The organism is Helicobacter pylori (assembly GCF_003637665.1).
Lineage (GTDB): Bacteria > Campylobacterota > Campylobacteria > Campylobacterales > Helicobacteraceae > Helicobacter > Helicobacter pylori_CK.
In genome coordinates this window covers 1-11,465 of record NZ_MVWR01000010.1, presented here as the reverse complement: position 1 = coordinate 11,465, position 11,465 = coordinate 1, and the positions used below count along the sequence as shown (strand labels likewise).

12 protein-coding genes are annotated in these 11,465 nt (G+C 39.4%); 6 read left to right on the top strand and 6 right to left on the bottom strand.

Annotated elements, in window-relative coordinates:
* Positions 1-78 precede the first annotated feature (78 nt).
* Positions 79-540, bottom strand: coding sequence for an HP1233 family protein (locus EAL49_RS06555; protein WP_000301322.1), 462 nt, complete (start codon positions 538-540; stop codon positions 79-81).
* Positions 541-906: 366 nt separating this feature from the next.
* On the opposite strand from EAL49_RS06555, the gene EAL49_RS06550 reads away from it, so the two are divergent.
* The 5 genes from EAL49_RS06550 (at position 907) to EAL49_RS06530 (ending at position 5,981) form a co-directional block, all read left to right on the top strand.
* Complete coding sequence (locus tag EAL49_RS06550) at positions 907-1,803, top strand: DMT family transporter (RefSeq protein WP_120829558.1); 897 nt, start codon at positions 907-909, stop codon at positions 1,801-1,803.
* A 3-nt stretch (positions 1,804-1,806) separates the two neighbouring features.
* The gene (locus EAL49_RS06545) at positions 1,807-3,054 is read left to right on the top strand and encodes a glycosyltransferase family 39 protein (RefSeq protein WP_120829557.1); all 1,248 of its coding nucleotides are present in this window, start codon (positions 1,807-1,809) and stop codon (positions 3,052-3,054) included.
* Between the two features lie 78 nt (positions 3,055-3,132).
* Entirely contained in the window at positions 3,133-3,684 is a 552-nt protein-coding gene (locus EAL49_RS06540; protein WP_001237418.1) for a DUF507 family protein, read from the top strand.
* Positions 3,684-4,811 carry a glutamine-hydrolyzing carbamoyl-phosphate synthase small subunit gene (gene carA, locus EAL49_RS06535; RefSeq protein ID WP_120829556.1) on the top strand — a complete coding sequence of 376 codons (1,128 nt, stop codon included), beginning with the start codon at positions 3,684-3,686 and terminating at the stop codon, positions 4,809-4,811. The genes EAL49_RS06540 and carA overlap by 1 nt, the downstream gene beginning before the upstream one ends.
* A 165-nt stretch (positions 4,812-4,976) precedes the next feature.
* Positions 4,977-5,981 (top strand): formamidase, encoded by a 1,005-nt coding sequence (locus EAL49_RS06530; protein ID WP_000534776.1) that lies wholly within the window; start codon positions 4,977-4,979, stop codon positions 5,979-5,981.
* Between the two features lie 79 nt (positions 5,982-6,060).
* Here EAL49_RS06530 and EAL49_RS06525 read toward each other — a convergent pair whose 3' ends face one another.
* The 4 genes from EAL49_RS06525 to alaS form a co-directional block, all read right to left on the bottom strand.
* Complete coding sequence (locus EAL49_RS06525; RefSeq protein ID WP_120829555.1) at positions 6,061-6,318, bottom strand: hypothetical protein; 258 nt, start codon at positions 6,316-6,318, stop codon at positions 6,061-6,063.
* Positions 6,319-6,649: 331 nt separating this feature from the next.
* Entirely contained in the window at positions 6,650-6,949 is a 300-nt protein-coding gene (locus EAL49_RS08480; RefSeq protein WP_033752355.1) for a hypothetical protein, read from the bottom strand.
* 113 nt (positions 6,950-7,062) lie between these two features.
* Positions 7,063-7,635: a septum formation inhibitor Maf gene (maf, locus tag EAL49_RS06515; protein WP_120829554.1), complete on the bottom strand. Its 573-nt coding sequence runs from the start codon at positions 7,633-7,635 to the stop codon at positions 7,063-7,065.
* A gap of 1 nt (position 7,636) precedes the next feature.
* Positions 7,637-10,180 (bottom strand): alanine--tRNA ligase, encoded by a 2,544-nt coding sequence (gene alaS / locus EAL49_RS06510; RefSeq protein ID WP_120829553.1) that lies wholly within the window; start codon positions 10,178-10,180, stop codon positions 7,637-7,639.
* A 118-nt stretch (positions 10,181-10,298) separates the two neighbouring features.
* Between alaS and EAL49_RS06505 the strand changes: the two genes are divergently transcribed.
* A complete protein-coding gene (locus tag EAL49_RS06505; protein ID WP_000468322.1) occupies positions 10,299-10,529 on the top strand; it encodes an HP1242/YdcH family protein in 231 nt (76 codons plus the stop codon).
* A gap of 631 nt (positions 10,530-11,160) precedes the next feature.
* On the opposite strand, the gene EAL49_RS06500 is transcribed toward EAL49_RS06505, so the two are convergent.
* The coding region (locus EAL49_RS06500; protein ID WP_162973085.1) for an outer membrane protein at positions 11,161-11,465 on the bottom strand (305 nt) is incomplete at its 5' end.

The following is an 11,465-nucleotide window of genomic DNA, read 5'->3' as shown; positions in this document are numbered from 1 at the left end:
GAAATTTTTAGCTTTGATCCCACTGGGCGTTGGCTATCATCAAAACGCTATTTTTGATGATCAATCCTTGATTAATCTTTAAAGAATCACATCCATCGTTGAAGGGTTGTTATAAGCGTTTTGATAGCGTTGCAAAAAAGCGTTATGGTTGGTAGCGTTAAAGGTTTGTAGGGCTTTTTTGTGCAAGCCATTTATCGGTTGTTTGGGGGCGTTTTCCACTTCTTTAGAGAATTTCCCGTTATAAAAATCCGTCAAACTATAGAGCGACTGAGCGGCCAAGCGTTTTTGGCTCTCATCCATCCCGGCCGTGGCCCTTAAAAAAGCCTCATACTCTCTATCGCTCATCAATTCTAAAACCAAAAAGCCGTAAGTCTCTCGCTTGTCAGGGTTAAAGGGGAGGTTTTCTGTTGGAGCGTCCTTTTTTTCTCGCTCTATTTTTTCTGTGTTTTCAACAGGAGCCAGGTCTTCTTTAGGAGCGCTTTTAGCGTTTAAAAGCCCATAAAGGTTAGAATCAAACTGATTGATAGAAGAAACAGCCATGCGAATTTCCTAAAATTGAATTTTACGCTAATATTAAGCAAAATCCATTCCCTAATGAGACTCATAAAATTTAAAAAGCTTAAAAGAGTTTTCTAACATGATGGCGTTCAAACCCTTTAAAAAGGGTCTAGGAGTTTATTTTCAAAAAGGATTCGTGTTTTTATGTTTTCATATTTCTATAAGGAGTTTGAAATGCTGAAGCTTCTAGAATGATTCTAGACAAAACAAAAGGTAAAACTCCTAGAACATTGTTATAGCATGATTTTACCAATCAACGCAACTTTTATGCTTTTAAAGCTTAAAAACTTTAAGTCTTAATTAGAGATTTTAGGTTAAACTACCCTAAAATCTTTATGGGCAAAAGGCATGCGTAACACCATTTTATTTGGCGTTTCAATGATACTCTTGGCAAATTTTTGCTTTGGGATCATGAGCGCGTTTGTTAAAATCACAGCAGATTATTTTTCCCCTATGGAAAACGTGTTTTACCGCTCCATTACCATGACGCTCTTACTCTTATTTATTTATCCTTTCAAACCCTACCGCTTAAAAAGCTACAAACAAGGCGGTTTTAAAAAGCTCGCTTTTAGGGTCGTTGTAGGGGGCTTGGCCATGCTAGCGTTTTTTTATAATATTGAAAAAATTTCACTCGCTACAGCGACGGCTTTCTCGCAATGTGCACCGATTTATACGGTGCTTCTTTCCCCTTTGCTTTTGAAAGAAAAACTCAAAAGAAGCGCGTTAATTTCTGCATGCATCGGGCTAGTGGGGGTGGTGTTGATTTCAGATCCTAGCGTGGAAAATGTGGGGCCGGTTGAAATTTTTATGGGCATATTGAGCGGGATCTTTGTGTCTTTAGCGTATATCACTTTAAGGGATTTGAGGGAATATTATGACAAGCAAGCCGTGATTTTAGCGTTCGCTTTTGGCATGAGCCTTCTTGGATTAGTGGGCATGTTTGTTGATATTCCTTTTTTATCCACAGGCATTCATATCCCTAGAAAAGAAGACATTTTGTGGATTTCTTTAATAGGGATTAGCGGGACTTTAGGGCAGTATTTCTTAACCTATGCTTACATGAACGCTCCTGCTGGGATCATTGCCCCCATTGAATACACCCGCATTGTTTGGGGGCTATTGTTCGGGCTGTATTTAGGCGATACATTTTTGGATCTTAAAAGCTCTTTAGGAGTGGCTTTGATCTTATGTTCAGGCTTACTCATTGCCTTGCCCGCTCTTTTAAAAGAATTAAAAAAAATTTAAGCCATGCAACTAAGCCCCTTACAAAGCGCTCTGTTATACTTTAGCTATTTTATTTATCCAGAGAAAAAAACAAGAAGCTTTGATTTAAGCGATTTAGTCTTTGTCATCATGGTTTTTTTAGTCCTAGCTTTGGGGCTGTTGATGAGCGGAGAAATTTCTATCAGCTACAATGAAGCGAAGGATTTTTTTTATAGCGATGTGTGGTTTGTCAAAATCGCTCAAAAAAGCACCGCCATTTTAGGCCAAAACGATTTGGCTTTAAGATTGCCTTTTTTGATCGCTCATCTCATTAACATGTTTTTATTTTATTTGATAGGGCGAAAGATTTTAAAAAAGCCTAAAGACGCTCTCTATGTGGTATTGACTTACGCTTTATTGCCTGGAGTGAATCTCTTTGCGATTTTACTGGCTAAAAGCGTGCTGGTGTTAAGCCTTGGGCTTTTGGTTAGCTATTTGTATATCAAAACCCAAAAAATCCCTTATTTAACCCTCAGCGCTTGCGCGTTTTTAGACGGCGCGTTTATCCCGCTTTTATTAGGGGTTTTTATCTATGCTTTAAGAAGACGCTATTTTAAGAGCGCGATCTTTATTTTGGTGGTTTTAGGCGTGAATACCGCTCTTTTTAGCGGGAGTTTCAATAAGGGCTTGCCTAGTGGGTATTTTATAGACACATGCTTAGAACTCATGCTTTTGTATTCGCCCTTATTGTTCCTCTACTACCCTTATACGCTCTATAAAGCCCTTTTGGATAAAAAGCCATCGTTATTAGCCTTTATGAGCGCGAGCGGTTGGCTTTTCCCTTTGCTTTTGAGCATGCGCCAAGAGATAGATTTAAAAACTTTCGCCCCCTTAGCGTTAATCGGTTTGCCTTTGTTTGTTAAAAGCGTTTTGAATAGCCTTAGGGTGCGTTTGAAGGAATTTAGGGGGCAGTATTATTTGCGCGTTTTCAGTTTGTATCTTTTAATGCTCACTGAAACGCTTTTTTTATGGGGGAGTAAAATTTCTGGCGCTAATGAAAAATTATTAAACCGGCATTTCTTAGCCAAAGAAGTCGCTACAGCCTTGCAATTAAGGGGTATCCATCAAATCCGCACTAACGATAAACAACTCGCTTTAAGGCTCCAATTCTATGGCATTAAAGAAGGGGGGAAGTTAAGACTGATTAACGCTAAAATTTCTAAAAAACGCCCGGATATTACAATCATCTACGCTGATAAAATTCTACAATCCTATAGTTTGGTGCGCCATTAAATTAATTCTTTAAAAAGCGTTTTATCTAAAAAACGATAAAATACACTCTAAAAATAAATAAAATACGCGAGAAAAATCATGAGACTCAAACTAACCCATATAAACCATATAAGCCATAAGATTGCCAACGACTTTATCCATTCAAAACTATTAGAATTAAAAGCCCCTAGAGAATTATTGTGTGAATTGATAGAAGGGATTTTGGAAAAAAGCGTTAAAAAAGAAAACGCCATAGACGAGCAAGCCAGAGAGCTTTTAGAAGAAAACACCGATGAGATAGAATTCATGCGGATGGATGAAAGGCAGCTTTTTTGGATGATTAAAAGACAGATCGCTCAAAAAGAGGGCTTTCATTTGTTTTGGGAAGAAAGGTGCAACGATTTGTCGCACCAGATTTTGAATAAAATCTTAGATGAGGATTTGATCATGTTTAGCGTGTCGGAAAATTTGATAAGAAATTTGATTTACAAATCCATTGACACCTATTCTAAAGCGTATGAAAGCATTGAAAATGAAGTGCATGAAAAAATCAAGCATTACAAACGCAAACTGCCCGTAGGGAGCGATGAATACGAGTTGGTGTTTGAAAGGCTCTATGAAGAAGAATTAAGACGAAAAGGCTTTTTATAATGGTCTCTCTCTATTTAGAAAACGGGCTTTTTTTACAAGCGCAAAGTTTTGGGGCTAGCGGCACGCAAGTGGGCGAGCTTGTTTTTAACACTTCTATGAGCGGCTATCAAGAAGTCATTAGCGACCCTAGCTATAAGGGGCAATTTGTGGTTTTTAGCATGCCTGAAATTGGGGTTGTGGGCGTTAATTCTAAAGATGATGAATCCTTTTTTTCATGTGCAGGGGTTTTAGCGCGCCATTACAACGAATTTTTTTCTAATTCAAGGGCGGATTTTAGCTTGAGCGCTTATTTAAAAGAGCGTGGCGTTTTAGGGATTTGTGGCGTTGATACCAGGAGTTTGATCAAAACCTTACGCCATCATGGGTGCTTGATGATGATAGCTTCCACGATAGAGCATGATAGAAACAAGCTTGAAGAAATTTTAAAAAACGCCCCTAGAATTTCTCACTCCCCCTTAGTGTCTAGCGTTTCTACGCCAAAAATCATCACGCACCAGCGTGCTATTTTTGATTTCAAAACCCTAGATTACAAGCCTTTTGATGAAAAAACCTCTCATAAAATTATCGCGGTGCTGGACTTTGGGGCTAAGGGCAATATCTTAAACGAGCTTCAAAATGTGGGGTTAAAAGCCCTTATTTACCCGCACCACACTAAAGCTAACGATCTGATTAAAGCCTATGAAAAAAAAGAAATTAGCGGGATTTTCCTCTCTAACGGGCCAGGCGATCCTTTAAGCTTGCAGCAAGAAATTAAAGAAATCAAACAACTCATTAACGCTAAAATCCCCATGTTTGGCATTTGCTTAGGGCATCAATTGCTCTCTATCGCGCAAGGCTACCCTACTTACAAGCTCAAATTTGGCCATCATGGGAGCAACCACCCCGTTAAAAACCTAAAAACAAACGCCGTTGAAATCACCGCGCAAAACCACAACTATTGCGTCCCTGAAGACATTGAAGAAATCGCTGTTATCACGCACCGCAATCTTTTTGACAACACCATTGAGGGCGTGCACTATAAAAACGCTCCCATTATTTCTGTCCAGCACCACCCAGAAAGCAGCCCCGGCCCCAAAGAGAGCCACTATATTTTTAAAGAATTTGTGGAATTGTTAAAGGATTTTTAGGGGTTTTTAAAACAGCGCTTATAGAGGCTGAAAAGCGCTTTAAAAATAGATTTAAATCTTTTTATCAAAAAATCTCGCATTTACTCTAAATTAGTTCTCTTGCAATAGTATTCTCTCGCAATAATTGTTATTGTTATTGCGACAAAACTTTTAGAAGGAGTTATTATGGGAAGTATCGGTAGTATGGGCAAACCTATTGAAGGGTTTTTGGTGGCAGCCATTCAGTTTCCTGTGCCAATTGTCAACAGCCGTAAGGATATTGATCACAATATTGAAAGCATTATCAGAACCTTGCATGCGACTAAAGCGGGGTATCCGGGAGTGGAGCTTATCATTTTCCCTGAGTATAGCACGCAAGGTTTGAATACCGCTAAGTGGCTTAGCGAAGAGTTTTTATTAGATGTCCCGGGTAAAGAGACAGAGTTATACGCTAAGGCGTGTAAAGAGGCGAAAGTTTATGGTGTTTTTTCAATCATGGAACGCAATCCTGATTCTAACAAAAACCCCTACAACACCGCCATTATCATTGATCCGCAAGGTAAAATCATTTTAAAATACCGCAAGCTATTCCCATGGAATCCCATTGAACCATGGTATCCTGGGGATTTAGGAATGCCTGTGTGCGAGGGTCCGGGCGGATCAAAATTAGCCGTGTGCATTTGCCATGACGGCATGATTCCAGAGCTCGCTAGAGAAGCAGCCTATAAAGGGTGCAATGTGTATATCCGCATTTCAGGCTATAGCACTCAAGTCAATGATCAGTGGATTTTGACCAACCGCTCCAACGCATGGCACAATTTGATGTATACCGTGAGCGTGAATTTAGCCGGCTATGATAATGTCTTTTACTACTTTGGTGAGGGGCAAATCTGTAACTTTGATGGCACGACTCTTGTTCAAGGGCACCGCAACCCTTGGGAGATTGTAACCGGGGAAATCTATCCTAAAATGGCAGACAACGCCCGCTTAAGCTGGGGCTTAGAAAACAACATTTACAACCTAGGCCATAGAGGGTATGTGGCTAAACCGGGCGGAGAACATGACGCAGGCTTAACCTACATCAAAGACTTAGCCGCTGGTAAATACAAATTGCCTTGGGAAGATCACATGAAAATCAAAGACGGCTCTATTTATGGCTACCCTACCACCGGTGGGCGTTTTGGGAAATAATCCCTAACCTTGTATTTTTGCTAGAACTTGTTTTTAAAGGTTCTAGCGTCCCCCCTATTTTAATTTTTCCAATCAATTTTTACGAATAGTATTCTATTGTAGAGCATGTAAGAAAACCCATAATAGGCGTAAGCCCCCATAAAGCGATATAGCCCACACAAAACCATGTTATTTTTGATAAAGACCACCACCACATTGTAGATGATAGAGCGCTAAAATCTGTAATAATGCCATAGCCACAATAGATCATTCCCGCTAAACATGCCAATTTATGAGCATGGCAGTAAGTGCTAATCCCAAAACCACCACCAAGATTGATAAAAGAATACGAGACCAAGACCCCATGACAACTCCTTAAACATCAAATGTTGTATTATATCGTTTTTTTTTTTTTTTTGTTTGTCAAGGGGGTTTATCAGTTAGATAGAGTGTTTTTAACGCTTATCTTTTAGGGATAAGCCTAAAAAACATTGTTTTTTATGCATGAAGCAATTATCGATCATCTAATATATTAGCAATAAATATATTTGGTAATGTTGAAGCGGAACAAACAACCACATAAAGAAGAAACGAACCTGTTACTTTCCAAAAAGACCACCCGTTGAAACTCCAAATGAGACACACGCCTGTCATGGTTACAACAACGATGCAAAATAACGACAAAAATCTTAAGCTAGAGATTGAAATTTTTTGCCCCTCTGCGAGCTTGTCTTTTCTAAACGCCTCTTGCAAACCTTTCTCAGCCAACGGCTTGATGCCATCAACGATTGGTTTGGTATCTGGGAAAAAATACTGGTAGCTGCTCCTCCAATACCCATAGCAGCAGTAATGAAAGGATTGTTTTGATTGGGATCAGAATTTTCTATCTCTTCCATCTCTCTTTTTAAGTTCTTCACAAACACGAGATATATGCCCCACGCAACCAACCATAAAAGCACCACCGCAACAGAAAAAATAAAATGCGCCATGCGACAAACCCTTTAAACATCAAATGTTGGAGTGTATCGTTTTTTTTGTTTGTCAAGGGAGGTTGGCTAGAAAATCATATTATTAAGTGTTTTATAGGATAAAATGATAGCGTTTATAACGATGAAAGTTTAGCCCCTAATTGTAGCGCCCCTAACAAGCCTTCCACATTCAGCCCCAACCCCACGCTTAAATTCTTGCTTGAGCTTATAATATAGGGCTTATGAAAGTCTTCCAAACGCACACAGCCCGCGCTTTCTTGCCACAATCCGCTCTCTAAATATTTTTCTATCTCGCTAGGATCAAACGCCTTTAAACGCGCTCTAAAAACCGATAGATCCAGCCATTCTAATTTAGGAGAAATCAAGGCAGAGCAGGTTAAAACCTCTATTTCATTGCCATTTTGGCGTTTTAAAAATTCAAGGGCTTCTCGCTTGTTTTGAGCTTTTCGCTGCATGCGATTACCCACGCTCACCACGCTATCAGCCACCACGATAACGCAATTATTCGCAAGTAACTCTTTAGCTTTTTCCAATTTCCCCTTGCACGCCAAATAGACAAACTCCCTAGGGTCTGTGGTTTTTAGGCTTTCTTCATCAAAATAGAGTGCTTTTTGTTCAAACTTAATCCCATGCTCTTTTAAAAGATTCGCCCTAGCGCTGGATTGAGAGCCTAAAATAAGCTCCATGCTATCCCTCTAAAGCTTTAAGAGCGGTATTTTTCGCTAAATTGAGCGCGGCTTGCAAATTTTCAATATCCTTACCCCCAGCGCTCGCAAAATCACCTCTCCCGCCCCCTTTTCCCCCTAAAATTTGTGCCACTTCATTAGCCCACACATCCGCCTTTATGGGTGCGTTTTTCACCCCACATGCGAGAGTGATTCGCTCGTTTTCTTTTTTAAACACCATAGCGAGCAATTTTTCATGCTTACTTTTCAATCGGTCAATCATTTCTTTAATGTCGCCTTGTTCCACTACGCCCACCACCAAACTCACGCCATGGATTTTTTCAATCGGTAAATCCATAGAAACGGGGGCTTTTTGGCTGTTTTTCACGCTCTCTTTAAGCTTGTTGATGCCGGCTATCACATCGTTATTTTTCAATAAAGTCTTAGCGTTTTTAAGCTCTTTACTTTCTTCTTTAGCCAGTTGGTAAAAGGCTTTCCCGCACACCGCTTCAATGCGTCTGACCCCACTACTCACCCCGCTTTCTTTAAGGATCCTAAACCCCCCAATAAGCCCGGTATTTTCCACATGAATGCCCCCACACAATTCAATGGACGCTTCTTTGAAGCTCACCACGCGCACATTTTCAGCGTATTTTTCACTGAATAACGCTAACGCTCCCTTATCTTTAGCTTGGTTTAAAGGCATATGCTCCACCTGGCTATTTAGGTGTTTGAAAATTTGAGCGTTGACTAGATCTTCTACTTTTTCTAACTCTTCATCATTGAGTGCTTTAGGGTGCGAGAAATCAAAGCGCAATCGCTTGGATTCCACTAAACTCCCCGCTTGACTCACATGCGAGCCTAAAACTTCTCTTAAAGCACTCTGCAATAAATGCGTCGCGCTATGGTGTTTGGCGATTTCTAAGCGTTCATCGCTCACTTGCGCGATCACTTGATCGCCTTTTTTTAGCGCTTTTTTGATTTCAAGAAGCGAAAAATTAAGCCCAAAAAAGTTTTTTGTATCTAACACCAAAGCCGCTTCTTCATTGTCTTTAAAAAGCGCGCCCCTATCGCCTATAGCCCCCCCACCTTCTGCGTAAAAAGGGGTTTTTTCTAATAAGACCCAAACTTCTTGGTTAGGATTTGCTTCTGTTATTTCTTTAAAGTCGCTATCAAAAAACCCTAAGGCTTTAGCAGAACATTCCGTCGTTTCATACCCCACAAATTCATTGGGCGCATAAGCGTTTAAAATAGCGCTAAAATCGGCGTTGTTTTGTTTGCCTTTCCATGAAGCTTTAGAGCGTTTCACTTGCTCTTGCATGCAATTTTCAAAGCCTTGCATATCCACACACGCCCCATGACTTCTTAGCATGTCGTTTGTTAAATCCAAAGGGAAACCAAAAGTGTCATAAAGCTTGAAAGCGATCTTGCCATCAAAGATTTTATTTTCATTCAAATGCTTTAAAGACAAGTTAAACAATTCCATGCCCGATTCCAAAGTCTCTAAAAAGCGCTCTTCTTCTTCAAAACATTCTTTCATCACCATTTCTTTAGACTCTTTCAAATACGCATGCGTGTTAGAAAATTGCTCGCACACCACGCCCACGACTTTGTATAAAAACGCTTCTTTCAAGCCCATTAAATACCCATGCCTTAAAGCCCGCCTTAAAATGCGCCTTAAAACATAGCCACGGCCTTCCTTATTGAAATGCACCCCTTGAGCGAGCAAGAACGCTACCGCTCTTGCATGATCGGCTACTACCCTAAAGCTTGGCTGAAACTCGCTCGCATAATCCAGACTTGTAAGCTCGCTGATTTCTCCCATTAAGGGCGCAAATAATGAAGAATCAAAATTATTGAGCTTATGTTCTAATAGCGCTTGCACCCTTTCTAATCCCATGCCTGTATCAATGCTAGGCTTTGGCAAGGGGGATAAAACGCCATCATTAGAGCGTTCGTATTGCATGAACACCAAATTCCAAATTTCTAAAAACCTATCGCCCTCGCCCCCAAAATAATCCTCGCTCCCCTTAAAGTGTTTTTCGCCCTGATCAATATAAATTTCACTGCAAGGCCCGCAAGGCCCGCTATCGCCCATTTGCCAGAAATTATCTTTATCGCCCATTTTTTTAATCCTGTCAACAGGCACAAACTTTTCCCATAGTTTAACGGCTTCATCGTCTTTTTCATGCACGCTGATGTATAAATCTTTAGGCTTAAACCCTAAATTCTTGGTTACAAATTCCCACGCAAACAAAATCGCTTCTTCTTTGAAATAATCCCCAAAAGAGAAATTCCCTAACATTTCAAAAAGCGTGTGGTGCCTTGCGGTATAACCGACATTTTCTAAATCGTTATGTTTGCCTCCTGCGCGCATGCACAATTGCGAACTTGCCGCTCTGGGAATGCTAGGGCGTGGCACCATCCCGGTAAAAATATCTTTAAATTGCACCATGCCAGCATTGGTAAAAAGCAAGGTAGCGTCATTAGGCACTAAAGGCATGCTAGGGTAAATGGCATGCCCCTTATTTTGAAAAAATTGTAAAAATTCGTTGCGAATATCCATGGGTATTCCTTTTTGTTGTTTATCGCGCATTCTAAGGCTATTTTATAGCTCTTTTAAGTTGTTTTTTTAAAAAGATAGTTTATTATACTTTAAACATCAAAAATTAAAGGAGAAAACCATGTTCCATGAATTTAGAGACGAAATCAGCGTGTTAAAAGCGAATAATCCGCATTTTGATAAGATTTTTGAGAAACACAACCAGCTTGATGACGACATCAAAACCGCTGAGCAACAAAACGCTAGCGACGCTGAAATCAGCCACATGAAAAAACAAAAATTAAAATTAAAAGATGAAATCCACGGCATGATCATAGAGTATAGAGAAAAGCAAAAATCTGAACGCGCTTAAGCCATCTTGGTGAAAACACGCTAAAACGCTTTTTAGGGGGTGTTTTGGCTTTATTGCTTGGTTGGATTTAACGCTTTGATTTTGATTAAAGCGTTAGGTTACTTTCAGCTTTATTCCCACCACAAGCTTTATTAAATTTGACATTTTTAAAAATGGGTTTTTAAAGCTTTGTTTTATCGTTTTAGCTCTCATTTTGTTGTAAAAATCATTTTATTAAAGTTTCGTTTTATTAAAGTTTTATTTTATTTTCTTAAAGAGATAGAAAGTATTTGAAATCATTCTCCCCCTTTTAACCCTACTAAACCCCCAAAAAGAAGCGCTTTTTAAAAACTATCGCTTAACTTAGCGTCAAGTTTTTCACTAATCAATCATCAAAAAAACGCTAAAAAGGATTTTTCATCAAATTCTCCCAAAAAAAAATTCAAAAAAAAGTTCAAAAGAAAAAAGAGAGTTTAAAAGAAAGAAAAGTTTTAAAAAAAGAGGGTTTAAAAAAGAAAGTTTTAAAAAAGAAAGTTTTAAAAAAGAAAGTTTTAAAAAAGAAACCCCTTTAAAAGAAACCCCTTAAAAAAGAAAAGCTTTAAAAAAAACCCCTTAAAAAGGGAGTTTCACAAAAGGGGTTCAATGTGAGCTTTTAGTAAGCGAACACGTAATTCAAATACACGCTATAGAGCCTTCTGTATTTGAGTTCAGCCCCCATAAAGGAATAATAGTTCGTGTTGATGGTGGGGATTTTAAGCCCTAACTCAATCCCATGCTGAGCCACATGATCGCTGTCTTTTTTCTTAGGTCTGGCTAAATTCATCCTCACCCCCATGTTGAATAAGAATTGGAAATTCGCCACATTCATTTTAGCGTTATAGACGTTATTCACGGTGGCTAAATTCACATACTCAGAATTGAGCCATGAAGTGCCCGCTAACGCAATCCCGCCAAAAA